Raw genomic sequence first — 25786 nt, forward strand, 5'->3', positions numbered from 1 at the left:
CTAAGGTAGCAAACAGCAAAATTTATTCGGCTTTGCAGATACAGTTTTTATAATAACATTTAACATTTAATCTTAATTTTGGAGAAACACCGATGAGCTTACTTAAAGAGTTCAAGGCTTTTGCGTCACGCGGCAATGTTATCGACATGGCTGTAGGTATTATCATTGGTGCCGCATTCGGAAAAATCGTGTCGTCTTTTGTAGCCGATATCATCATGCCACCGATTGGTATTATCCTAGGCGGGGTTAATTTTAGCGATTTGAGCATAGTGCTGCAGGCCGCTCAAGGTGATGCACCATCAGTTGTTATTGCTTATGGTAAATTTATTCAAACTATTATCGACTTTACGATTATCGCCTTCGCCATTTTCATGGGTGTTAAAGCGATTAACCGCTTAAAGCGCAAAGAAGAAGCGGCGCCTACTGCACCGCCAGCACCAACCAAAGAGCAAGAGTTACTGTCTGAAATCCGTGACTTACTGAAAGCTCAGCAAGAAAAATAATCTACAATCTTAACGCTGATATAAAAAAACCATCGATTTCGATGGTTTTTTTATGCCCGTTAGATACGCAATTACTCAGCTTCAATGTGTATCGTTTCACTGTAATCTTGTACCACTTCGGCAACACGAATACGGTAAGAGTTAAACAAGCAAGGCATTATGCCCGCTTGCTCAGCAATGCTGTGTGCCATTTGATTACGCCACTGGGTAATAGACGCTTGGTCTTCCCAAAACGACAGACTCAGCACTTTGCCATCGTCAGTTAAACTCTGAAAACGTTCGATCGAAATTAATCCCTTGCGGCCTTCTAAATATTGGCGCATTTCAGCCGCCACGTGCAGATACTCATCCTTCCCTTCTTTGGTAGGGATGACTTCAAAAATTACAGCGATCATAACGCTCTCCAGAAATTAACGTCCTTAAATGTCGACTTTAAGATTAGCCTAACCACGGCGCGATAGCTCGCTGATTTTTAGACTTTTAGTCAATGTGATAACTCTGTCTAAAATGTGGGCAATAACCCGAAATATAACAAGTTATTGCCCACGATAACGGCTTATCTGAGGTTAATCGAGTTCATCGATGCGCTTGTCGCCACGATATAGCCAGCGATATAAGGTCGGCAAGACCAGCAAGGTCAGCGCCGTCGAGCTAAACAAGCCACCGATAATCACCACTGCCAGCGGCTTTTGGATCTCACTGCCAACCCCCGATGACAATAAAATCGGGATCAAGCCTAAGGCTGAGGTCAATGCCGTCATCAACACAGGGCGCAAACGCCCAACCGTGCCCTCATAAACACAATCATAAAGAGCTTCGCCGCTTTGCCTGCGCTGATTAATCGAATCTACCAGCACCACGCCGTTGAGCACGGCCACTCCAAATAAGGTGATAAAACCAATTGAGCTAGGCACTGACAAATAAGTGCCACTGACATACAGGGCCACTATGCCGCCAATCAAGGCTAAGGGCACGTTCGCCATGATGAGTAACACTTGCTTGAATGACCCAAAGGAGAAGTACAACAGCAAGGCAATCAAGGCGATAGAAATCGGCACCACTAGCATCAGCTTTTGCTGCGCCCGCTGCTGATTCTCATACTGGCCGCCAATGATCACTGTATATCCCGCGGGTAAACCCGCCTGTGGCACTAAAGCATAAATGTCTTTCACCACAGAGCCCATATCGCGTCCCGCCACGTTGGCCTGCACTACAACACGGCGCTGCACATCGTCACGGCGAATATTTGGCGGCGCCATTTCCACTTCGACGCTGGCGACTTCGCCTAAGCGCACAGTGGCGCCATTCGTGCCGCTGAGTAACAAGTCCTTAATCGCATCAGGACTAGTGCGAAACTCGGCCGCGAGGCGCACATTGATGTCGTATCTAGCGTTGCCGTCGATCACTTGACCTGCACTCCCGCCGCCAATGCCTTGGCTGACAAGGCTCATCACTTGATCGACACTAATGCCGTAGCGTGCCAATAACTCGCGTTTTGGCCGCACAACCAATTGCGCTTCTCCACTCACTTGCTCTAATGAGACATCCACGGCACCGGGAATTTTCGCGACAAGATCGGTGAGCGCTTGGCCTTTCTGTGACAATACTGCTAAATCTGGGCCGAAGATTTTGATCGCTAACTGGGCTTTTACCCCCGAGAGCAATTCATCTACCCGAGTCGCAATCGGTTGCGAGAAAGTCAGCAAGAGTCCGGGGAACACACTGAGTTTTTCCTCCATCAGGCGTTGCAGCTCTAAGCGCGAGCTTGCCGATTGCCATTCAGATATTGGCTTAAGTCCAATATAAACCTCGATATTACTCACAGGCTCAGGATCGCCACCAAGCTCAGGCGCACCAATGCGGCTCAGGGCATATTCCACCTCGGGAAACTCCAGCAAGATAGCTTCAAGCTTGGGCGCGACCGCTAAAGACGTGCCCAAACTCGCGGTTGGTGCCAGCGTGACCCTGAGGTTAATCGTGCCTTCCTCCAGCTCGGGCACAAATTCAGTGCCAAGCCTTGGCAGTAACAATAAACTTAAAGCAAACATCAATAAGGCACTGAGCATCACTACCTTTGGCCTAGCAAGTGTTGCCGTCAGTAGCTTACGATAAGCGGCATCCAGCGGCGCTAAGACCACGCTTTGTTTGAGTACCACACCCCGCTTGAACAGATACACAGCAAGGGCTGGCACGGCAATCAAGGCCACCAGCAGCGCTGATATCATAGCCAGAATGATACTGACCGCCATCGGCTGGAACAGCTTGCCTTCAACGCCTTCGAGGGCAAACAAGGGCGCAAATACCACTATGATGATCGCCGTCGCAAAGAAGATTGGGCTACACACCTCTTTGGCCGCGAGCATGATGCGCACAGCCATATTGGCCTGCTGACCACCGTCATCATCGCTATGATATGGGTCTGCCTCACCATCGGCGCGCGTTCTCGCCTCCAACAAATGTCGACGATCCGGCTGAGTTAAGTGTTTGAAAATGTTCTCCACCATCACCACAGAACCATCGACTAACATACCAATCGCCACCGCTAAACCACCGAGCGACATCAGGTTTGCCGACAATCCATAGTAGGACATCACCATGAGCGCGAGTCCGATAGACACAGGAATAGACAAGAGCACCAGCAAGGTCGCACGGATATTGACGAGGAACAGCGCCAAGATCACTACGATAAACACAAAGGCCATTAACAACGCATCGCGCACTGTGGTCACGGCCTTATCGACCAGTTCCGCTTGATCGTAAAACACTTCAAAAGACACGCCATCGGGCAAGGCCTGCTCGATAAGACTCACCCGCGCGCCGATATCATCGATAGTCGCTTTAGTGTTGGCGCCCATGCGTTTAAGCACGACCCCCGCCACCACTTCGCCGAGGTTTTGTACGTTGCCAGCCTCATCGCGGCGCGTCATAGTCACAGCGCCAACACGGATTTCACTGCCAAAATCCACCTGAGCGATATCGCCCACCCGCACGGGCGTGCCTTTATCCTCCGTAAGCGGGATCTGCGCTATCGCCGCTAAGCCTTGTTCTCCTGCGGGCAACATGCCGTAGCCGCGTACCACAAGTTGCTCTTGGCCTTGGTCCATAAACCAACCGCCAGCGTTGCGGTTATTGCTCTCTAATGCCTCGGTAACTTGCGCCATCGACAAGCCATAGGCGCGCAGTTTATTCGGGTCTACCTGCACTTGGTATTGGCGCACATCGCCACCAAAAGACAAGACTTCAGTCACGCCGCCAACGGGCATCATGATAAGTTTCACAAGGTAATCGTTCAAACTGCGCAGCTCGGCGGCATCAATACCTGAGCTAGGTTCAGCGCGCAGAATGTACTGATAAATCTGTCCTAATCCCGAAGTATTCGGGCCGATCTCGGGCACACCGACGCCGCTTGGGATCATCTCCCGCGCCGCTTGCAACTGCTCAAACACTTGCTGACGGGCGAAGTAAATATCCGTCCCTTCGGCAAATACCACAGTCACAATCGACAAGCCAGTGCGCGACAAGGAACGTACCTCTGTCACCGCCGGCAAGGCGTACATGGCCGATTCCACCGGATAACTGATGAGTTTTTCCACCTCTTCTGCGGCTAACCCTTCGGCCGCAGTATTGATGGTCACTTGTACGTTAGTCACATCGGGAAAGGCATCGAGATTCAATTTAGGCAGCATCACCACGCTTGCCACTATCATGGCGAACAAGGCCAACACCACTAACAGCCGATTTTTAATCGCGGCTTCGATTAACTTTTGCAACATAGAAAATTCCTCAAGCGTTCAGTGGCGACATTAATGGTTATGGATATCAAAGCCTGCTTTCGCCTGCTCGGACGCCAAGAAAAATGCACCAGCCACCACCACCTTGAGCTTTGCCTGCTGGGCTTTTTCAAGCTCAGCGCCGCGCACTAAACTCAAGCCGCGCTGACGCTGCACCACTTCTACCTCAATGGACTCGAAGCCATCTTCATCTTGAATAAAAATCTGCCAGTCGCCATCGCCGCTGCGGGTGAGCGCCGCATCGGGCAACACGATTCCACCAGCCTTATCAGCAGAGTTGGCGACAGTATTGGCAAAGTAGAGTTCGGCAAATTGCCCCGCATGCAGCACATGATCAGGATTGGGCATACTCACCAGCACTTGCTCGGTGCGCGTCACGCTATCGAGTTCATGGGAGCGGCCTATGATCTTGCCCGCCAGCGTTTTATCCTCCACTTGCACTAAGGCCGCACTGCCGACAGTGATATGCGCGGTTTGGGTGGGCGTTAACTGCGCCTCAACCCATAAATAAGACTCGTCGGTCAGCTGCATTAACGGCGTGCCCGCACTAAATACTTGGCCTAACATGGCGATATCTTGCTGCACTCGTCCGTCAATCGGCGCTAAAAGTTGATAACTGCCGATGGCTTCGGGCGTCAATTCCAGTGCGCGAATTTGTGTTGACGTCATCTTAATCGCCTCTAAAATCGCGCGTTTAAGTTCGGCATCCACCTGCGCCTGCATACGGCGGCTGACACTCACGGCGCCTTCGCTCATGCGCTTAACTCGGCTCCATTCGGCAGCGGCATTGATGTAATCCGCCTGTGCCTGCGCAACGGCTGAGCCGCCCAAGGTCAGTAAAGGCTCACCTTTTTTGACTTCTTGTCCCGGCACCACGTGGCGCGCCAACACGCGCACATCGAGCTGTGGTGCAAGGGTGGCAGTTCTATCGCGATCCACCACTAAGGTTGCCGTCGCCCTAATATCGAGATTCAAATTGGCGAGGTTCAAGCTATCGCTCGACAAAGGTAACAAGCTAATCCCCGCCAAGGCTTGCTGCGCTTCGGTCAATTTCAACGCCTGTTCGCCGTGTGCATCCGTCGGCGCCGTTTGCGTTACCGAATCCCCGCTTTCCTTAACGACAGGAGCGTGATCACCGCCAGCCAATACGGGCTGAGCGAGAAATGCCAGCGTGCTCAGCACGAATAATGCGAGCGCAATTTTTGATAGGTTAAACCGACGCTTTTCAGACGTCGTTACAGCATCCAGTTGAAGGACATTTTCGTGGTGAGTATTTGAATTCATTATTGTGACCTCATGGGTTTACTGTGCGTGCGGTGGTATTAGATGTTATCGAAGGGACTGAGTTGAGCTTTTCGATAAAAGGCATAAGCTGGCCGCTTTCGCCCATCCAAGTTAACCAACTTTGATAGATAGCCGTTTCTAGGTTTAAGCCCACCAAATAACTGGCGGCTAACTGACGACGGCTCTGTAAGTACTCGCTAGTACTCACATCCCCCGCCTGCCATTGTTGGCTTAAGGATTTAGCGGCTTTAGCACCTGACACTTGCACTAACTCACGCCAGTCTTGGTAACGTTCAAGTAAACGCGGTAACGCATAGAGGAATTGTTTCTGCTTAGCGGTAAGCACTCGCTCACGGGCAAGATAGCCTTGCTCCGCGATAGCGATGCCCTTATCGGCCACTGCCTGTAACTCACTGTAGTTATTGCGAACTTGTAGAGGAATCGACACGCCGACACCGAGCTTATTGTCCGTGCCTTCCTTTTCAGCGCCTAGGCTAATAGTCGGGTCAGCCGAAGCTTCCGCTTTGACTTGCATGACATTAACTCTGGCGAGCAGCACTTGCTGATAAGCACTCGCCAGTGCTGGCAAGGCTGATGTAGAGGTGCCCAACTCGGCCGCTGGCGCTTGCTTAGCCTGAGTCACAAAGAAATGGATCTCTTTGATAAACTCACTAAAAGCGAAATTATTATCCCCAAGTAATTCAATTACTTTGCCATCGGCCACTAAGGCCACCTGCTCGGCTAAGGCGTAGTCGGCAGTATTAGAGGCGACTTCGAGTTGTATCAATTGCAGCTCGACGTTAGACAAATCCCCCGCCGCCAATCGCTGCTCAGCAATATTGAGCTGCGCCTTGGTAAACCTTAATTGCTGCTCGGCAAAGGTCAGCGCCTTACGGCTTTGCGCCTGTTCTGCCAAGGCCAGTAAGCGTTCGGCCAACATTTGGCTACGCTCTAACCCTATGTCTGCTAAAAGGATTTGCGCTTCAAGCTCGGCACGCTGTGTCGCCACGCCGCGCTTGTCACCCCAATCGAGGGTTTGACTCAGCCCTAAGCTATAAGCATCTGTATCAGCATTTTGATAATTAAGCCCAAGTTCTGGGTTATACACAGCGCGATCTGCCGCCTGAATGGCCAGTTTGGCTTGTTGCTGCCTTACTAGTTGCACCTGAACTTCAGGTAACTGATTGAACTGTGTAAGTAACTCAGGCAACCATTGGCCAAAGTTGACATGTGCCGTGTCGGTTTCTTTGGCGGGTAAACCCAGTGATTGCGCCTTAAATGCCTCAACTTCAGAGGCATTGATTTCAGGGGCATTAGCCTCAGAGGCTTTGGTTTCAAGGACCTTGACTTCAAGGACGTTGACTTCAAGAGAATCATTTTCTGCCGCGAGGGCAAAGGCTACCAATCCGGCGGCCAATACTAATCCGCAGCTAAACAAGCCCGATCTAAACAGACAAACTAAAGTACGGGCGAGAATCGTTTTTTTCATCGCAAATCCTAACAATATCGAATGTGGATCGGCTGACTTTTGCGCCCAAAGCGAAACGGCTAGATGTGAGCTTCATTTACATAGCTCAATGCAAAGCAATCATATCGTTCTGGGCATGGCAAATAAGCGCCGATCGAATCATCCCGCCAAGCAATACAGTAACGGCTAAAAAGCCAATGACGGCTCCAACAGTTAACGCTGCGAGCATCAGTTCAAGCGTATCTTTTGGGGGATGAACATAACGGACTTATCACGCGGCAAAATAGAATGAGATCCAATCAGATGAATCAATCGTCCTAGGCCGAGAAATAAGCCGAATATTGGAGAATTAAGCGATAGGAGGGCGGTATTTAGGTAAATTTTCAGGCGGGAAATAGGATACATCGGTAGGCAGATAGACGCTTTCTAACGCCTGTACAGGCTGACTCACTGCCTGAGATAACAACGCCACATGACCGCCATGGCATTGGCAGTCGAGGCATAGGTCAAAATCTTGTATTTCAGTGGTTTTCACTAAGTGGGAATGCAATCCGCTGCTTTGGTTTTCACCCGCGTGATGACTGGTGACACCCGTGGAGTCCGCAAAGCCTAAGGCTTGCTCGCTTGGACAAACGCAATCGACACATTGGGCCAAAGTGGTCACTTGAGCGCTAAATTGCAGATGGGGATGATTCTCAGCTTCTTCCGCACCATTGCCCGCATGTAACTGATGCGCACCCATATTCGCGCCAGCAAATTGCAGCACGATAATGGCTATCAGTAGGGTCACCATTCGAGTAAAAAATGGCTTAGCGGTAGAATTCAAATATCACCTATAGCAAATAACGGATAACGGATAACGGATAACGGATAACGGATAACGGATAACGGATAACGGAACATCTGACCCGTATGATAAACATAAGTTCACAGCTCGCAAGCAAAGTCTTTCAAGCTGTGATCTCTAAAGGCTAACGCTGACTTAAACACTCAGTGCTTATTTAAATGCACAGCACTTATTTAAATACACAGTGCTTAGCATAATCAGCGGCTTCGTTAGCAGTCCAATCGCCAGACGGCTTATTTTTCATCTGTTTACACCAAGCATCACTGCCCACTTCTGGCGCGCAGGCACTCAGTCCAGCGGTAAATGCCAACACTAACGCAATCGCACTGACCTTAGAAACTGTCAGCGAAGAAACAGAGCCCGATTTCAATAATGACATACTTAATTCCTTGTAAATATGGCCTAAATTAGACCATTAAATATTCGAACGCTTAGTGATCCAAGCAATCGCTTTGGCTTTCTGTTCGAGTGGAAACCAAGCCACTTCGCCCTGCATAAAAGGCCCGAGTAAGCGCACCGCATTTCCTACCCAATCAGGGCCGCCCACAAACACTAAGGCTTCAAAATTCGGTAACTGGACTTCACCACTACCTGTCAGTGACTCAAATTCCCAGCCTTCGAGCAGTACATCGGCCTCAATATACAGACAGACCTGCCCCCAATCTTCACGATAACTTTTAATCACCGGCTGTAAACGAGTACGATAATCGGAGGAAGACAATCGACCACTGGCAAAAAGACTGATAACACCCTTAGCAATATCGGGGATTTGGCATAACATAGAGGCACTCCGAATCGAGAACACTTTTCGCAAGCACAGATCTTGGTCCATGCCTTGAAAAATAATGCGCCGATGATAACAAATCTATTGGAAAGCGATAAGCAGTTATTGATGACTTCTCAATCTACGCTGAAAGAAGCCTAAGTTTGCCATGATAACAATCTCAAACCGTGTGGAACTTCAGGAAAATGAAATCGAGTGGCAATTTATCCGCTCAAGTGGCGCGGGTGGCCAGCACTTAAATAAAGTCTCCACCGCCGCACAGCTGATTTTCGATATTAAAAACTCATCATTACCTGAATTCTATCAAGAACGCTTGCTCAATAAGGCGGATCACCGCATCACTAAAAGCGGCAAAATTATTATAAAATGCCAAGCCAGTCGTAGCCAAGACTCCAACCGCCAGACAGCTTTAGAACAATTTATTGCCTTAGTGGCGAGTGTCGGTGAAGTACAAAAAAAGCGTATCCCGACCCGCGCCACTAAGGGCAGCCAAACTCGGCGCTTAGACACAAAAAAACAAAAAGGCGCGACTAAAGCCATGCGTCAGCAAAAGACTGATTATTAGCTTTAATCAGAATGAGTAGCGCGACTACTTTAGCTAAGCATGAGGCCGCAGTTAAAATCGGCCAATAATGGCGCAAAATTTTAATGGCATAATCGGCTCACACATAATCGATTAACAGATAATGCAAAATAGATTTGAACAGGTTAAGTTAGTGACCTATCTACAAAACTAAAAAATGCCTCCCAGCTTTAATCCAAGGCACTAGGTAAAGGAAAGCGCAATGAGTCACAAAATTTTACTCGTCAATGGCCCTAATCTGAACCTTCTAGGCCGCCGTGAGCCCAGCGTTTACGGTCATCAAACCTTAGCTAGCATAGTGACAGAGCTACACCAGCATGCAAAACAAGCTGGAGTCGAGCTGGAACATATTCAGTCCAATGCCGAGTTTGAGCTTATCAATGCGATTCATGCGACTGATGCACAACTGATTATTATCAACCCCGCCGCTTTTACTCATGCCAGCGTTGCGCTGCGTGATGCCTTACTTGGGGTCGATATTCCTTTTTATGAAGTGCATTTATCTAATGTGCATGCCCGTGAGGCCTTTCGCCAGCATTCTTATTTTTCCGATAAGGCAATAGGCGTGATCTGCGGCTTTGGCGCACAGGGTTATGAGTTTGCACTCGCAGCCGCCGTTAAGCGATTAAATCAACCACAATAAATCCTATTCAATAGCGTACTTTGCAAGGGCAAAACAATGGCAATGGATCTTCGTAAAATTAAAAAGCTCATTGAATTAGTCCAAGAATCGGATATCGCAGAGCTGGCGATAACCGAAGGCGAAGAGTCGATTCGTATCACCCGCTATAGCCCTATGCCAGCGACTATTTCCACGCAGCCATCGATATCCGCAGCGCCGATAAGCCCACAGGCAAAGATGACTAACCAGTATAATGTTTCATCAAGTGTGGTTTCACAGGTATCAAGCCCGCCAAATACCGAAGGTTTTGTGCAAGTATCGCCCATGGTCGGTACTTTTTATGCGGCGGCAGAACTCGATGATGTGCCGCTGGTAAAAGTGGGCCAAAGGGTTAGCCAAGGTGAGGTGATTTGCATTATCGAAGCGATGCGAATGATGAATCCGATTCAGGCTGAACGCGATGGCGTAATCCGCGCTATTTGGGCAAAAGACGGTGATGAAATCGTATTTGATCAACCGCTATTTAGCTTAATCTAACCGCTCGTCTTAGCATGAATTGAAGCGCACCGCTGAGCTGAGTTTAAGCTGCAATTTTCAAGCAAAGGCAGTATTAACCGAGGTCACTATGATATTAATTACCGGCGCCAGCAGTGGTTTAGGCGCGGCGCTAGCATCACTCTACGCCAAAGAGAATGAACCACTTACACTCACAGGCCGCAATACCGAGCGTTTGTATACTGTTGCTAATACATTAACGCCATTTTCCACACACTCTATTACTGCGATCGCTGCCGATCTCACCAGTGAAACAAGCCTCGAAGCGCTATTTGATGGTCTTACTGCGACACCAAAAACCGTTATCCATTGTGCGGGCAGCGGCTATTTTGGCGCGATTGAAACCCAAGGCGTACGCGATATTCAAAGCCTACTCAATAACAATGTTACCTCAACCATTTTGTTAGTGCGCGAGTTAGTTAAACGCTATAAAGATCAAGCGGTCACTGTAGTCATCGTCATGTCCACCGCTGCGCTCGCAGCCAAGGCGGGTGAGTCAACTTACTGCGCGGCAAAATGGGCGGTGCGAGGATTTGTTGAGTCGGTACGATTAGAGCTTAAACAAAGCCCAATGAAGTTGATTGCCGTGTATCCCGGCGGTATGGACACCGGCTTTTGGCCAAGTAGCGGTAAAACATTAGATACCACAAATTTTATGTCGGCCGATGAAGCGGCAGGCATGCTTAAACAAGCATTAATCGCCACCCAACATGGTTATATCGCCGATATCACCATACAAAGGGGTTAGCGAAAACCAAGAGGATAATGCAATGATAGATTCGAGATGCAAGATAACATGCTGCACCTCGAATCTTAGAACTCAGCCCATGCTCCCTAGTCACTACACTTCGCAGGGCTTGGGTTCAAATTTACCTTTAAGCTAACCGCTCGGCGGCTTTCTCTGTGGGTCAACCACCACATCACCAGACCACCTAAAGATAACAATGCCGCAGCATATCCTGTGGCTGCAATACCTTGTCCCGACAAAATCACTAGACTACCGACCCAAGGGCCAATCGCATTAGCAAGATTAAAGGCGCATTGCACTAAAGCACCTGTCATAGTCTGCCCATCGGGTGCCACATCCATTAATCTAGCCTGTACTATCGTCGCCAACCCTAAGCCACAACCGATGAAAAATACCACAGGGATTAACGCCCAATAATTGCCCGTGACACTCGGATAAATGGCCAATACTACTGTGCTTAATACTAACGACCAAAATGCCGCCGCTAAGGCTGATTTATCCGCAGCCCAACCACAGACTAAAGTGCCGAGCGTCGCGCCAATACCAAATACCGCCATCATGATAGGTATTTTGAAGGGTTCAACTTGCGTCACTTGGATTAAGGTTTCGGCCAGATAGGTATACACGCAAAAAATACCGCCAAAGCCAATAGCGGCGATCCCTAGTGTTAACCACACTTCACGATTTTTAAGGGTTTGTAACTCCTTTTTAGGGCTAGCATTATCCGCTACTGCTTGATTAGGCGCTAAAAAATACACCATTAGCGCGGTAATCGTCGCGAGTATCGCCACAATCCCAATACCCGAACGCCAACCTACTGTTTGTCCCATCCAAGTTGCAAATGGTACACCGATAATCGTTGCCAGCGTCAACCCAATAAATACCCGCGATACCGCCCGCGCCTTCATTTCTGGCGGCACTAAAGAAGCGGCCAGTAACATAGCAACACCAAAATAAGCACCATGGGGCAAGCCACTCAAAAATCTGAAAAAGATTAACCAATTCAATGAGGGCGCTAACGCACTTAAACCATTGGCTAACGCCATTAAAGTCGCTAAAGCAATCAGTAATGTCCGTCGCCTGACTCTCACCGCTAGCACCATAATAATGGGTGAACCGATCACAACTCCCAGTGCATAGGCGCTAATGGCATAGCTCACTTGAGCAACATCAACCCCTAAATCACTGGCGATGTAAGGCACTAAGGTCATGGAAGCAAACTCTGTGGTGCCTAAAGCAAATGTCCCGAGCGCTAAGGCAAGTATCACCCAAAATATGCTGGCGCCTTTATGCTGATTTTGAACTACTTGTTTTCGAACAGTACTCAAACGTCTTCTCCGCTATGTTATAAAGTGACAACTAACCTGAACTTGGAATAAATAAAAAATTAAAAGGTTAAAAATAAATTGGAGCCCACAATGGGGCTCCAATTTTTAAATCACTGTTTCAGCCACTCAGTGATGTAAGCCTACCTACCTAACTGCTCCTGATAGGTTTGACTATTCCAATCGTAGGCATAAAGTGCGCCTTGCCACTCGTAAAGTGTTCGGCCATCCTGCTGCACAACTTTGGCATTACTCGGCAAACTCGACACACTGTGCGCCACGCGCTGACGGGGCGTTGCGGCATTATTACCTGCTGTAACGCCGTCTGCATTGTCACTATAACTCTGCACCGTTGGTGCCGTCGGGTTTGCAGGCACGCTTGTTGGCATACTCGATACCATGCGGCCTTCACTTGCGGAATACTGCATGCTGGTAGTAACACGCACTGGTTCAGATATAGCCACAGGTTCGTCGTCGCGCATAGGGATCGATAAGCCTATGCCAGAATAAGGCGAGTTCCAGTAATTACGTGCATAAGCGCGCGAATTCCAGCCCCAATCATTATTCCAATTTGTGTTCACGCCATAACCGACATTCCAGCCAGAACCCCAGCCCGTTGCAAATCCTAAACCTAAACCCCATGGGTAATAAGGTCGATAATAGGGACGATAGTAACGCTGATTAACGGCGTGCGCGTAACGATTGTCATAGCGATTGTTGTAATGACTGGCGCCACGACTATGGCTATCGCGATGACCGCATTGCTCCGAATAGCTTCTATTGGCGGCAACTGCGGCAGTCGACACACCCAGCACGCTCAAGAGCGATATTCCTACAGCCAGCGACATAACCAAGCATGTTAGCGGCCGTTTATACACGCTAGCTGATTGACTTTGAACACACTTTTCGTGAGAAAAACCTGTAGAAATATTCATATAAACCTCGAAATAAAGGGCGTAAGCGAGATAAATCGTGACTTACTGATAATCATTTTACGCTTCCTAAGTCTGAAGATCACTGAATTGGTTAACCCTAAAACATAAAAATGTTATAGTGCGCGCCACATGGATTTTCACTGCAGAGGCTATTTCCACATGAGTTTTAAGGATTTACGCAGCTTTATTGATCACTTAGAAGCCAACGGCGAACTCAAACGTATTCGCTATCCAGTTGATCCTCATTTAGAGATGACAGAGATCGCCGATCGCGTATTACGCGCCAAAGGCCCTGCGCTGTTGTTTGAAAATCCCAAAAATCACTCAATGCCGGTGTTGGTTAACCTGTTCGGTACGCCCAAACGGGTGGCAATGGCGCTCGGCAAAGATGACCCCTTAGCGCTGCGCGAAGTGGGTGAGCTGTTAGCATTTTTAAAAGAACCCGAGCCACCACGGGGTTTTAAAGACGCGATCGCTAAGATCCCCATGTTCAAGCAAGCCTTGAATATGCCGCCAAAAACGGTTCGTAATCCCCCTTGCCAACAAATCGTTAAAACCGGTGATGAGGTCGATTTAACCCAGTTACCCATTCAGCATTGCTGGCCTGGCGACGTTGCGCCATTAGTGACCTGGGGCTTAACCATCACTAAGGGTCCACGCAAGAGTCGCCAAAATTTAGGCATTTATCGCCAGCAGTTACTCGGTAAAAACAAGCTGATTATGCGCTGGTTATCCCACCGTGGCGGCGCGCTCGATTTTGCTGATTTTAAACAACAATTCCCCGGTGAGCGTTATCCGGTTGTGGTCGCTCTTGGCGCCGATCCTGTGACCATTTTAGGCGCCGTGACCCCAGTCCCCGACTCTATGAGCGAATACGCTTTTGCCGGTTTGTTGCGCGGTGAACGTACCGAAGTTTGCAAAGCATTAAGTTGTGACTTAGAAGTGCCAGCCACCAGCGAAATCATCCTCGAAGGTTATATCGATCCTGAGGAACTAGCCGAAGAAGGCCCCTACGGCGATCACACGGGTTACTACAACGAAACCGATAAGTTTCCGGTATTTACCGTGACCCACATTACTCACCGTAAAGATGCTATCTACCACAGCACCTACACAGGCCGTCCACCCGATGAGCCTGCTATGCTTGGGGTGGCGTTAAACGAAGTGTTTGTGCCAATTTTACGTAAGCAATATCCTGAAATTGTTGATTTTTATCTACCGCCAGAAGGTTGTTCATACCGTATGGCAGTGATCTCGATTCGCAAACAATATCCGGGACACGCCAAACGGGTGATGATGGGCGCATGGTCTTTCCTACGCCAATTTATGTACACCAAGTTTATTGTTATCGTCGATGAAGATGTGAACTGCCGCGACTGGCAAGATGTGATCTGGGCAATCACCACCCGCATGGATCCTAAACGCGATACTGTGATGATCGAGAACACTCCGATTGATTACCTTGATTTTGCTTCACCCGTTGCCGGTTTAGGCTCAAAAATGGGCTTAGATGCCACCAACAAGTGGGAAGGCGAAACCAACCGTGAATGGGGCACGCCCATTGTGATGGACCCCAAAGTAAAACAAAAGATCGACTCAATCTGGGATGAGTTAGGCATAGACGACAGCCCAACCCTATAATTCAACTTAAGCCGTTGCTCAAGTAACCCTTAAGCCAAGAAAATAGGCCAATAATCGGCCGCTAAGCGCCACCTAGTCAACAACATTGAAGCAAGGTGCAAAGGAAGTTTGATGAAAACCATACGTTGTAAGATAGAGAAAGTCAGCCCATTTAACGATGCCGTATATCAAGTATTGTTAAAGCCAGAAACCGCCTTCGATTTTCAAGCGGGGCAATACCTATGTGTTGTCATGGGCGAAAAAGATAAACGCCCCTTCTCTATCGCGTCAGCCCCCAACGCCGAGTTCATCGAACTGCACATTGGCGCCGCTGTAAGTGAAAGCTACCCAATGCAAGTGGTTGAGCACTTAAAAGCCTGCGCCATTGACGGCAGCACTATCGACATCGAAGCCCCCGGCGGCGATGCCCACCTGCGCCACGACAGCCTACGCCCTCGCCTGTTAATCGCCGGTGGCACTGGGTTTTCTTACATTAAGAGTATCGTCGAGCAACAAATTGCCCTAGACCAACAGGTTGAAACCATGCTGTATTGGGGTTGTCGCACCCAAGATGCCATGTACTTTGAAACCATCGCTCGCGAGTGGCACGACGCTCATCCTTGGTTGCACTTTATCCCTGTCATCGAAGAAGCCCCCGCTAATTGGCAAGGTAAAACTGCCAATCTGTTAGCGCAAATCAAACAAGATTTTGTCAGCTTAAATGGCTACGACATCTACATCGCCGGCCGTTTCGATATGGTAGGTGCGGCACGGGAAATCTTCCGCGAGATTGGTGTAGAGGAAGCGCATCTCTACGGTGATGCGTTCGCGTTTATCAAATAACGCATTGATTTGTTAGCTGTGTTTGGCCTTGGTTAGCAAACCTTTGCCAGCATAGGCTCAAATAATAAACCCCAGTTTTCACTGGGGTTTTGTTTTATACGTCACGCCGTAGCTTACTGTGAATACGGCCTGACAACCAAGAAATTCTACATACCCAAACTTTGTTTGTTATTTTAAATCAAAGTCAACGTCGTGGGGCATCCATGCCTCGCTCACGCAACGAACGCAAATGTCCTTCGACAACTCTGAACTACTGTGGTCTCAGCGTCGGCTGTTAATCCCAAAAGAGTTATGCCTGTTCTATCTTTCTCGAAAATCACTGATTTTCATTCGCCATACACCTGCGAAAGCTAGTTCGCCATCCATGCCGAGACTCACGCAAGGACCTGCTATTTCAAACCTGATGCTGACTCCACAAATTCAAAAAGCTTTGTGCGCAATTCATTTAGCATTTGCCTTTCAGCTTCAACTAAATATTCAAATTCGGCCCACTCTTGTCGTGCCTCCCGACTTAACTCATCCATATTAGACTCTAATTGGCCTATCAACTCGATTACTTCATTGGGAAGAATTGGTTTATATACATTTTTTAGAGTAAACATATGATTATTCATACTTTCTTTACACTGTCGCCACTTCGAGCCCACATTTTTCGCTTCGAATTTCAACGCTGAAATTGCCTTTTCATCATAGTCATCATAGTCATCATAGTCATCAGTACGTTCCAGGCTAAAGTGTAAATTCATAAACTTATCATTGAGATTTAGCACTTCAGATATATTCAGCAATAGATCGAAGATTAAATTTTTACGTATCTCCCAGCTCCTAGCCCTTTCTTGAGCATTAAGGCCACTGATATGAACTAATACAGCGACAATAGTTGCACATGCAATAACCATATTAGTTACTAGGCCATAATCTAACTTGTTTGTAGACTTCAAGATAAATATAAGCCCAAAAGTAACCCACCCAACCATCACCCCTACAAGTACTGGCCCCATTAAATCACTACAAAATTCTTGTATACGAATTACTATTCTTCTAATCATACCAAACACAAAATCCGGCCATCCATTTTAGATCAACAACATAATGCACTTTCAGTTTGCCTACAACCTACTCTGGCTAATATGGCTTGAATGAGCAATTTAACGAGCCATATTGTTAAATATCTAAAAGTGGTAGTAAGCATTACTCGGTTTGCTTTGCATGACTTGCAAACAACACAAAAGCTGAAGGAGTTCACCTTCCCCTCGGAGTTGCCGCAGGGCATTTGCGTTCGCTGCGTGAGCGAGGCGTGGATGCCGAGATAGCGTCAGTCGAATCAGGGACGAGCGTCTGACGCGATAGCATAAGGACGCTAAATGGCCAAGGGGATTTCAACTCCGTTAGGGGCGGCAAGGGAGATCCAAGAGGGAATTGCTGTTGATCCCCTCTTGGTCGGGTGTGGGGTGAAGCCCCACGACTTTGATTTTGATTTTGAAATAATTTAACCTGCTTAAGTGTTCTAATAAGTTAACCAATCCAAAATCGCAGCCATAAAACGTCCTCGTAAAGCTATCTTCAGATTGATCCCAAGCACTCGTATCACCGTAATCTTCAATTGCAAATATCGTTAATCAGAGTCCACTCAATGCAATTCCAAACAGTGCGGTTAATTTTAGGCGATCAACTCAATGCGCAGCATTCTTGGTTTAACCGTGTTGATGATCACGTGCTGTATGTGATTGCAGAACTGCACCAAGAAAACACTTATGTGACCCATCATGTGCAAAAAATATGTGCCTTTTTTGCGGCAATGGCGCAATTTGCCCAAGCGCTGCGCGCGCAAGGGCATCAAGTGCTTTATTTAACCCATGATGGCACCTTCAATAACACCCAAGGCTATAGCGATCTACTGGGGCTAATTCAACATCAAGTGACACAAGTTGGCGCGCTTAAGTTTGAATGCCAAAGGCCAGATGAATACCGTTTGCTTGAGCAATTGAGCCAACTTAAGCTTAACGCTGCCGTGGTGAACTGTGTCGATACTGAGCACTTTCTATTGCCGTTTGATGAAATCGATAACCAGTTTCCCGTCGGCAAGCACATTATGATGGAGCACTTTTATCGCCGCATGCGTAAACGCTTCAATATCCTTATGCATGAAGGTAAACCCTTGGGTGGACAATGGAACTTTGATGCTAGCAACCGTCAAAAACTAAAAACTCAGGATATTAAAACCTTGCCTGAGCCATTGATATTTAGCTTCGATGTAACGGATATTCTCGCTAGGCTTGAGCGTCACCACATTCCGACCATGGGCCATATTGATGCCCCTTTGTTGTGGCCGATAAATCGCGAGCAAAGCCTTAAGCTACTGACGTATTTTTGTCAGGTTTGCTTACCTTCTTTTGGTCGCTTCCAAGATGCCATGACGCAGCAACATCCAGCTAAGTGGAGCCTGTACCATAGTCGGCTATCTTTCAGCCTTAACAGTAAATTAATCAGCCCGTTAGAAGTCATTAATGCGGCCATCGACAGTTATCAAACAAATGCTGAGATTGATATCGCCCAAGTTGAAGGCTTTGTACGGCAGATATTAGGTTGGCGAGAATATGTTCGCGGTATTTACTGGGCCAATATGCCGCAGTACGCCAGTATTAATGCCCTCAATGCAACCATGACGCTGCCCGATTATTTTTGGCATGGCGACACTAAAATGAACTGCATGCGGCAAGCATTATCCCAATCATTAGACTTTGCCTACGCCCACCACATTCAACGTTTAATGGTGATTGGTAATTTTTGTTTATTGACCGAAATCGACCCAAATCAAGTCGATGAGTGGTATTTAGGTGTGTACGTGGATGCTATCGAATGGGTTGAAATGCCTAATACTCGTGGTATGGCATTGTTTGCCGACGGCGGTATTGTGGGCACTAAGCCCTATGCGGCTAGCGGTTCTTACATCAATAAGATGAGCGACTACTGCAGCGGTTGTCATTACAAAATAAAAGAACGCAGCGGGAACATGGCCTGTCCGTTCAATAGTTTTTACTGGCGTTTTATGGACAAACACCGCGCGAGGCTGTCACAAAATCCAAGAATTGGCATGCTGTACAACACATGGGACAAAATGGACGAATCCGTACGGCACGCCATATTAGCTACCGCCGAATATAATCTCGCTCATTTGGACAAGTTGTAGTGATGAGCTTGTATCAAAGTTCAGTGATTAAAGCTCTGCCATATAAAGTTCAGCACTTAAAGCTCGGTGATAAATATTCGCTAATGAGGCGTTGGTAATGGAGCATTTTAAATGAAGATATTGATCGTGGGTGGCAATGGCGGCATTGGTCAAGCTATGGTTAAACAAGTCCAAGTGGCATATCCAACGGCTACCTTGCACGCGACCTATAGGCAAAACCGTCCAACAGACATGCAAGGTGTAGTTAACTGGCATCCACTGGATGTAACCAGCGAGGCCGAGATTAAGCAGCTTAGTGAACAACTAACTGAATTAGATTGGATTATTAACTGTATCGGCATTCTGCACACCCAAGATAAAGGGCCAGAAAAGAATCTACAGTCAGTCGATATCGACTTTTTACAGCACAATATTAGCCTTAATATGCTGCCCAGTGTGATGTTAGCCAAACACTTTAGCCATGCATTAAAACAAAGTGTCTCGGCAAGATTTATCGTGATATCGGCGAAAGTCGGCAGCATTAGCGATAATAGATTAGGTGGTTGGTACAGCTATCGTGCCTCAAAAGCAGCGTTGAATATGTTTTTAAAAACACTATCAATTGAATGGCAGCGAACAATGAAACACTGCGTGGTATTGGCGCTGCATCCGGGCACGACAGACACGCCACTATCCCAACCCTTTCAGCAAAGCGTACCTAAAGACAAACTGTTTACCCCGCAATATGTCGCTAATTGCTTATTGCCCATTATCGCCAATGCCACGCCGGCACAAACGGGAAGTTTTTTAGCCTACGATGGCGCACTGCTACCTTGGTAAACCATAGCCGCAATGTTCAGTTGCAGCTTACCCATCACATGCAACTTAACGCACTAACGCTAGCATGCGGCATTATGGTAATCAAAATCTTGCTCAAACCGTTGAAAACGTAATATTAAATCTATTTTCAACAATGAAAAATCACAATTCACCTCTGTATTCTTTCGTAATTCATCAGCCCTAGTACAAATTTAAATGAGTCTAAATGACTACAAAAGATAGTGCATTTGTACGATTGTCAGTGTTATTACATTTAAATAACATCTAAATTCTGCGTGGTGATCCACCACCGGTACAGTGTTAAACGCAATGAATTTCTACAGGAGCAACAACTTATGCTCTGCGGTTATGGCAAAGCTGTCGCTTACCTCAATAGAAATCACGCTACACACGCTCGCTAGAGCCAGTTAAGTCGTATGGCATTTCACGTTATTTATAAAACGGAAAAAGGATTTCAAGCATGATGCTAAACAAAAAACTGTCGCTACTCTTCATTGCAGTATCAGCAACATTAGGCACATCAGCGTTTGCCGCCGATGTTGTCGATGTTGGTACACTCAGAAGCGCGTCTTCAAGCAACAACTTAGTGTCTCAGTTCAACTTAGACGCGGGTAGCCAACTCAAAGTTGAGAAAAAACTCGACCTAGGTAAAGGCAAGCAAAAACAGCGTTTACAACAATATTTCCATGACGTACCCGTTTATGGTTTCTCTGTTGCAACATCACAATCAAGCATGGGTTTTTACAACAATATGTCTGGCCGCGTATTAAAAAACATTGAAAAGTCGGCCGATTTTGTCAAACCCACATTAACGGCGAACAAAGCGTTAGACATTGCCATTCGTGGCAAGTCTGAAAAAGCAGTTGCCGGCCTAAAAGCTGAAAACAAACAAGCTAAACTATGGCTTTACCTTGATGACGCAGCTAAAACTCGCCTCATTTATGTGACATCTTTTGTTGTATATGGCGATGAGCCAAGCCGCCCATTCACTATGATTGATGCGCACTCTGGTGAAGTGATTAAGCGTTGGGAAGGGATTAATCACGCAGCAACAGGAACAGGGCCTGGCGGTAATATCAAGACGGGTCAATATGAATACGGCGTTGATTTTTCTAACCTAGACGTTGAAGTGAGCGGTGATAAATGCACCATGAACTCAGCCAATGTGAAAACGGTTAACCTAAACGGGGCGACAACTGGTTCAACGGCATTCTCTTATACTTGCCCACGCAATACCGTAAAAGAGATCAACGGTGCTTACTCGCCATTAAACGATGCGCATTACTTTGGTAACGTCATCTACAACATGTATAGCGAGTGGTTCAACACTGCGCCGTTAACATTCCAGTTAACCATGCGGGTTCACTACAGCAATAACTACGAAAACGCCTTTTGGGACGGCAGTGCTATGACCTTCGGTGATGGCGCAACGACCTTCCACCCATTAGTCAGTTTAGATGTATCGGCACACGAAGTGAGCCACGGTTTTACTGAGCAAAACTCAGCGTTAATTTACGAATCAGAGTCTGGCGGCATGAACGAAGCTTTCTCTGATATGGCGGGAGAAGCGGCTGAATTTTACATGCATGGCACGAACGACTGGTTAATTGGTGCTGATATATTTAAAGGTGCTGGTGCATTGCGCTATATGGCTGACCCAACCTTAGACGGTATGTCAATCGGCCATATCGATGATTACTATGATGGCATTGACGTTCACCACAGCTCAGGTGTATTCAACAAAGCTTTCTACACGCTAGCCAACTTACCCGGTTGGAATACCCGCACTGCATTCCAAACATTTGTTGTCGCTAACCAATTATATTGGACTGCTGACAGTTTATTTTGGCAAGGCGCTTGTGGTGTTAAATCAGCAGCGACTGATTTAGGCTTAAATGCTGCCGATGTCGTCACTGCGTTTGCTGCAGTAGGGATCACGCCTTGTGAAATGCCACCACCACCGCCACCACCACAAGCAACTGAGCTAAGTAACGGTATTGCTGTAACTGGGTTAAGTGGCTCGTCAGGCTCTAAACAGTACTACAAACTCGACGTAGCAAGCGGTGCAACTAACTTAAGCTTTAATATGTCAGGCGGCACTGGTGATGCCGACATATATGTTAAATACGGCCAAGCTCCAACCTCTAGCAGCTATGATTGCCGTCCTTACAAAGCCGGTAATAACGAGAGCTGCTTGATTGACCCCGCCCAAACAGGTACTTATTGGGTGATGCTCAGTGGCTATAGTAGCTACGCCGGCATTAACTTGGTCGGTGCTTATGACGCTGGCGATGCAACGCCAAATCAAGATCCTATCGCAAGCTTTACAGCCAGTTTTGCTAATGGTAACGGCAGTTTCACCAGTACCAGCACTGACAGCGATGGCGATGTGATGTCGTGGAGCTGGGATTTTGGTGATAGCACAAATGCTTCAGGCGCGAGTGTCAATCATCAGTATGCTCAGTCTGGCAATTACACAGTCACACTAACTGTGACCGACAACGATGGCGCAACAGCAAGCACTGCCACAGAATTTACGGTTGAAGTGCCAGAAGTCGCGTTAGAGATGGCAGTGAAAAATGCCAACAAGTCTCGTCACGGTAGCATACGTGTTGCGCTGGCATGGGATGGCAGTAATGCGAATGCATTCACTATCTTCCGTAACGGTGTTGCCGTGGGTACCTCAAGCGGTTCAGCGTTTATTGATCGTTTCAGCGATCTTGCGGGTTCGAGCTTCACCTATAAAGTATGTGAAACTAACGGTCCTTGCTCAAATGAAGAAACCGTTAATTTTTAATTACATAGTTTAATTGTAACGTGGCGCTAACCTAAAACCCTAGCGCCTACTCATCGATGAAACTCTTGTTTCTTGTTAATGCCACTTAGCCTTTTTGAGTGGCATTTTTTATGCTCAAACAACTTACTCCCGAATTCAAATCTTCGAGCGGGGCAACAGCCCCAAATGCCAAAAATAATGGTTACTTCAAATATCCACTTTCACCCACGGGTTTTTTGAGCAACTTACGTTGTAACGTTCGGCGGTGCATCCCGAGCTGACGGGCAGTGGCAGACACATTGCCTTGGTTAGCATTGAGCACTTGCTGAATATGTTCCCACTCTAAGCGCTTAGGATTGAGTGGCGAGTCATCGATATCATCTTGTTGCAGTGTATGGAAATAACCTTCCATTTCTAGTGCGGCGAGTAGGGTTTGAGTATCCACAGGTTTAGCTAAATAATTATCGGCACCGAGGCGAATAGCCTCCACTGCAGTGGCAATGCTGGCGTAGCCTGTGAGTAATACCATAGTCACTTTGGGCAGTAAGTTACGCAGCGGCACAATTAAACTTAAGCCATTGACTTGGGTAAGTTTCATATCTAACAGAATGTGACTCGGACAAAACTCCCGCGCCACCAGCAAAGCCGCGCTCGCATCATGGGTTAAACGGCATTCAAAGCCGTGGCGGGTTAACCGTCGCCCTAAAATATTAGCAAGGGAAAGGTCATCTTCTACAATCAACAAACGTTTCATGATGTTATCTCGTCAGGTGCCTGAGTCTTCTGCTATAACGCTGGCTCTTAGTTGGTCTTTAAAATAGTAAAGCGGATTTGTGCGACTGTGCCGCCTTGGGGATGATTAGCCAGAATCAACTCTGCCCCCAAACGCTCCAAACTCGCGTGGCTAAGTAACAACGCAGCACCTAATCCTTTAGGACTCTGAACTAATAAAGTCCCCAGTTGTGGCATTAAAGAAGGAGCAATACCAGCGCCATAATCGCGGATCTGTAAATACAGCTGATCTGCATTTGGCGCTATATCCAAACCAATATCCACCTGCGGGATATTAATGGTTTCAGCACTGGCGCGGGCAGCATTTTCAATTAATGCCATGATCGCTGGCGTCAGGCTCATGTCGGTCAAAATACTCAGCTCAGACAATTGTTCAGGCGCACAGTTTATATGCCAGTTCAGTTCGGTTTGTGGCATTAACAGTAAAATCTTTTGTTTTAAGCCTTCAATTATCTCTATTATTTTTTGTGGACGTTGGCGACGATCGCGAATGGATTCTGTCGCTAAACGTAATTCGTTGAGGGTGTGCTCGCAACGACTTAAAGCGGTCTCCATTTCAGTAATCGTTATTGATGTGCCATTCATGTCGTCTTTTACTTCATCGAGTAATAATCGCAAACTCGAAAGCGGTGTCGCCAGTTGGTGCGCCATTTGTGCCGACACTGTACCCAGCGCTAATAATTGTTCTTGGCGCAATTGTCCTTCACGCATATAAGCTAGCAGTGCGTCTTGGCGATGCATACGCTTAGTGATTAACGCCACACTGGTTGTGATCACCAGAGCCGAAATGACAAAGTTCAACCACATGCCTAAATAATGAGAGTTCATGCCCATGCCATGGTGTTGCATGGGGGATTTAAGCGCAGTAAAAATCATCACACTGTAAGCTAATGTTGAAATAGCTGTCAGTACCCAAGGCGCCCAGATAGGTAACGTCACCGCAGCAAGCGCTATCGGTAATAGCAATAAAGAAATAAAGGCATTGGTAGCGCCACCGGAAAAGTACAGCCAAGATATCCACAATAGGGTGTCTAAGCTTAACGCAATAAAAAGACCTCCCTCTTTAATAAACAAAGGTTTGCGTAGTGCTAATGTGAATGACAGGTATAGTACCTCCAGCACAAACACATACACCAGAGGCTCCATTTGCAAACTAAGACCAAAGGTATCGGCAGCGAATAGGGTTAAGCTAATTTGTAGCAATAAACCTAAAGTTCGCAGCAATGCAACTTGGTCTGCAGCGGGTAGGCTGGTGCCTAAAATCTTAGCCATAGCGATTCCTACAGTGTGAGTCCCAGCGCGGTAAGTGCGCCGCTCGATTGCGTTAATGCTTGGCGCACGCCAGCAGCAAAATTGATCTCAGAACGAATGCCAATCGCAGCTAATCGCGTACAACTCAAGCTACAATCTTTTGGTCGCTGGGTATTATCCATCGGTGTAGATTCAGGTACTAAGTGCGCGGTGCTGAGCTGTAACATTTCCCCTAAAACCAGCAGCATTTGATACTTAGTCATAGCCTCTGCCGCGCTAAAATGATAAATCCCCTGCACGAGAGAACGGTCAATATGCTTTGCTATCATCTTATCTATGCCATGGGCAATATCGGCGGTCGAAGTTGGGCTGCGTATCGCCCAGTGATCGACAGCGTGAGAGCGACGCTCAATCAATGAGTGAACTAATACTAACACCGCCGACTCACTTAACTGCTCTACTTGGCCGTAAAGGATTGGCAAGCGTAGTACGGCAAAGTCAGAGCTGGTGTTTAACACTATCTCTTCGCCCTTTAACTTAGATTCACCATAAAAATTAACCGGATGAGTGGCCGCATCCTCAGCGTATTTAGGAAATACGCCATCAAATACATAGTCGGTGGAAATATAGATAAGCCAAGCATTATTAGCCTTAGCTGCCATCGCGAGCGTTTGGCTAGCAGTTAAGTTAAGCGCCAATGCCGCCTGCGGATGTTGCTCTGACACATCGGGGCGACGCTCAGCGGCGCAGTGCACTATGACTTGCGGTAACTCGCGGGCGATAAATGCCTCTACATCAGTAGGGGCTGTAAGGTCGAGCTTATACACTCGCTCACTGGCACGGTTAAAACCGGTGGCAACGACTTCATGCCCCGCTAATTTAAGTTGCTTTACAACCGCTCTGCCGAGTAGCCCAGTCGCGCCCGTCACCATGATTTTAGCCATATCACCCTTTTAGTTTCACTTCATGTTTATGGCCGACAATTCTAAAAGCTTTTTATATTCAACGCACTTTTTTACTTTTATACACCACAACTTAAACCTTTATACC

23 protein-coding genes are annotated in these 25786 nt (G+C 47.3%); 10 read left to right on the plus strand and 13 right to left on the minus strand.

The window, feature by feature from the left end:
• The first annotated feature begins 92 nt into the window (after positions 1–92).
• A complete protein-coding gene (mscL, locus tag BW947_RS08885; protein WP_076498634.1) occupies positions 93–503 on the plus strand; it encodes a large-conductance mechanosensitive channel protein MscL in 411 nt (136 codons plus the stop codon).
• Between the two features lie 71 nt (positions 504–574).
• Here mscL and BW947_RS08890 read toward each other — a convergent pair whose 3' ends face one another.
• The 7 genes from BW947_RS08890 to BW947_RS08920 all read right to left on the minus strand — a co-directional run bounded on the left by BW947_RS08890 (position 575) and on the right by BW947_RS08920 (position 8674).
• Positions 575–898 (minus strand): antibiotic biosynthesis monooxygenase family protein, encoded by a 324-nt coding sequence (locus BW947_RS08890; protein WP_076498637.1) that lies wholly within the window; start codon positions 896–898, stop codon positions 575–577.
• A 171-nt stretch (positions 899–1069) separates the two neighbouring features.
• Positions 1070–4276 (minus strand): efflux RND transporter permease subunit, encoded by a 3207-nt coding sequence (locus BW947_RS08895; RefSeq protein WP_076498640.1) that lies wholly within the window; start codon positions 4274–4276, stop codon positions 1070–1072.
• Positions 4277–4306: 30 nt separating this feature from the next.
• Positions 4307–5578 (minus strand): efflux RND transporter periplasmic adaptor subunit, encoded by a 1272-nt coding sequence (locus BW947_RS08900; RefSeq protein WP_076498643.1) that lies wholly within the window; start codon positions 5576–5578, stop codon positions 4307–4309.
• A 10-nt stretch (positions 5579–5588) separates the two neighbouring features.
• Positions 5589–7067 (minus strand): TolC family protein, encoded by a 1479-nt coding sequence (locus tag BW947_RS08905; protein ID WP_076498646.1) that lies wholly within the window; start codon positions 7065–7067, stop codon positions 5589–5591.
• A gap of 328 nt (positions 7068–7395) precedes the next feature.
• Positions 7396–7839, minus strand: coding sequence for a hypothetical protein (locus tag BW947_RS08910; RefSeq protein WP_076499051.1), 444 nt, complete (start codon positions 7837–7839; stop codon positions 7396–7398).
• Positions 7840–8062: 223 nt separating this feature from the next.
• Positions 8063–8272 carry a DUF3012 domain-containing protein gene (locus BW947_RS08915; RefSeq protein ID WP_076498649.1) on the minus strand — a complete coding sequence of 70 codons (210 nt, stop codon included), beginning with the start codon at positions 8270–8272 and terminating at the stop codon, positions 8063–8065.
• A 36-nt stretch (positions 8273–8308) separates the two neighbouring features.
• A complete protein-coding gene (locus BW947_RS08920; RefSeq protein WP_076498652.1) occupies positions 8309–8674 on the minus strand; it encodes a SpoIIAA family protein in 366 nt (121 codons plus the stop codon).
• Between the two features lie 151 nt (positions 8675–8825).
• Between BW947_RS08920 and arfB the strand changes: the two genes are divergently transcribed.
• The 4 genes from arfB to BW947_RS08940 all read left to right on the plus strand — a co-directional run bounded on the left by arfB (position 8826) and on the right by BW947_RS08940 (position 11185).
• A complete protein-coding gene (gene arfB / locus BW947_RS08925; RefSeq protein ID WP_076498654.1) occupies positions 8826–9242 on the plus strand; it encodes an alternative ribosome rescue aminoacyl-tRNA hydrolase ArfB in 417 nt (138 codons plus the stop codon).
• Between the two features lie 220 nt (positions 9243–9462).
• Positions 9463–9903, plus strand: coding sequence for a type II 3-dehydroquinate dehydratase (gene aroQ / locus BW947_RS08930; protein WP_076498656.1), 441 nt, complete (start codon positions 9463–9465; stop codon positions 9901–9903).
• 36 nt (positions 9904–9939) lie between these two features.
• Entirely contained in the window at positions 9940–10419 is a 480-nt protein-coding gene (gene accB / locus BW947_RS08935) for an acetyl-CoA carboxylase biotin carboxyl carrier protein (RefSeq protein WP_076498659.1), read from the plus strand.
• Between the two features lie 88 nt (positions 10420–10507).
• Positions 10508–11185: an SDR family NAD(P)-dependent oxidoreductase gene (locus BW947_RS08940; protein ID WP_076499052.1), complete on the plus strand. Its 678-nt coding sequence runs from the start codon at positions 10508–10510 to the stop codon at positions 11183–11185.
• Positions 11186–11271: 86 nt separating this feature from the next.
• On the opposite strand, the gene BW947_RS08945 is transcribed toward BW947_RS08940, so the two are convergent.
• Entirely contained in the window at positions 11272–12513 is a 1242-nt protein-coding gene (locus tag BW947_RS08945) for an MFS transporter (protein WP_076498661.1), read from the minus strand.
• Positions 12514–12653: 140 nt separating this feature from the next.
• Complete coding sequence (locus BW947_RS08950; protein ID WP_076498663.1) at positions 12654–13445, minus strand: hypothetical protein; 792 nt, start codon at positions 13443–13445, stop codon at positions 12654–12656.
• Positions 13446–13604: 159 nt separating this feature from the next.
• Here BW947_RS08950 and ubiD point away from each other — a divergent pair, with 159 nt between their 5' ends.
• On the plus strand, positions 13605–15086 hold the full coding sequence (gene ubiD / locus BW947_RS08955) for a 4-hydroxy-3-polyprenylbenzoate decarboxylase (protein ID WP_076498666.1): 1482 nt from the start codon (positions 13605–13607) through the stop codon (positions 15084–15086).
• Positions 15087–15197: 111 nt separating this feature from the next.
• The gene (gene fre, locus BW947_RS08960) at positions 15198–15908 is read left to right on the plus strand and encodes an NAD(P)H-flavin reductase (RefSeq protein WP_076498668.1); all 711 of its coding nucleotides are present in this window, start codon (positions 15198–15200) and stop codon (positions 15906–15908) included.
• Between the two features lie 389 nt (positions 15909–16297).
• On the opposite strand, the gene BW947_RS08965 is transcribed toward fre, so the two are convergent.
• A complete protein-coding gene (locus BW947_RS08965) occupies positions 16298–16966 on the minus strand; it encodes a hypothetical protein (RefSeq protein ID WP_143562222.1) in 669 nt (222 codons plus the stop codon).
• A 575-nt stretch (positions 16967–17541) separates the two neighbouring features.
• On the opposite strand from BW947_RS08965, the gene BW947_RS08975 reads away from it, so the two are divergent.
• The 3 genes from BW947_RS08975 (at position 17542) to BW947_RS08985 (ending at position 22714) form a co-directional block, all read left to right on the plus strand.
• Positions 17542–19098: a cryptochrome/photolyase family protein gene (locus BW947_RS08975; protein ID WP_076498674.1), complete on the plus strand. Its 1557-nt coding sequence runs from the start codon at positions 17542–17544 to the stop codon at positions 19096–19098.
• Positions 19099–19209: 111 nt separating this feature from the next.
• Positions 19210–19917, plus strand: a complete 708-nt coding sequence (locus BW947_RS08980; RefSeq protein WP_076498676.1) for an SDR family oxidoreductase — start codon at positions 19210–19212, stop codon at positions 19915–19917.
• A gap of 460 nt (positions 19918–20377) precedes the next feature.
• Entirely contained in the window at positions 20378–22714 is a 2337-nt protein-coding gene (locus BW947_RS08985; protein WP_076498679.1) for a M4 family metallopeptidase, read from the plus strand.
• A gap of 181 nt (positions 22715–22895) precedes the next feature.
• Here BW947_RS08985 and BW947_RS08990 read toward each other — a convergent pair whose 3' ends face one another.
• From BW947_RS08990 to BW947_RS09000, 3 genes are read right to left on the minus strand one after another with little or no spacing between them, the layout of a single operon-like run.
• On the minus strand, positions 22896–23447 hold the full coding sequence (locus BW947_RS08990; protein WP_076498681.1) for a response regulator transcription factor: 552 nt from the start codon (positions 23445–23447) through the stop codon (positions 22896–22898).
• A gap of 47 nt (positions 23448–23494) precedes the next feature.
• Positions 23495–24757: a sensor histidine kinase gene (locus BW947_RS08995; RefSeq protein ID WP_076498683.1), complete on the minus strand. Its 1263-nt coding sequence runs from the start codon at positions 24755–24757 to the stop codon at positions 23495–23497.
• An 8-nt stretch (positions 24758–24765) separates the two neighbouring features.
• Complete coding sequence (locus BW947_RS09000) at positions 24766–25680, minus strand: dTDP-4-dehydrorhamnose reductase family protein (RefSeq protein WP_076498685.1); 915 nt, start codon at positions 25678–25680, stop codon at positions 24766–24768.
• Between the last annotated feature and the right edge of the window lie 106 nt (positions 25681–25786).

It is taken from the genome of Shewanella morhuae (assembly GCF_900156405.1).
In the GTDB taxonomy this organism is placed as follows: Bacteria; Pseudomonadota; Gammaproteobacteria; order Enterobacterales; family Shewanellaceae; genus Shewanella; species Shewanella morhuae.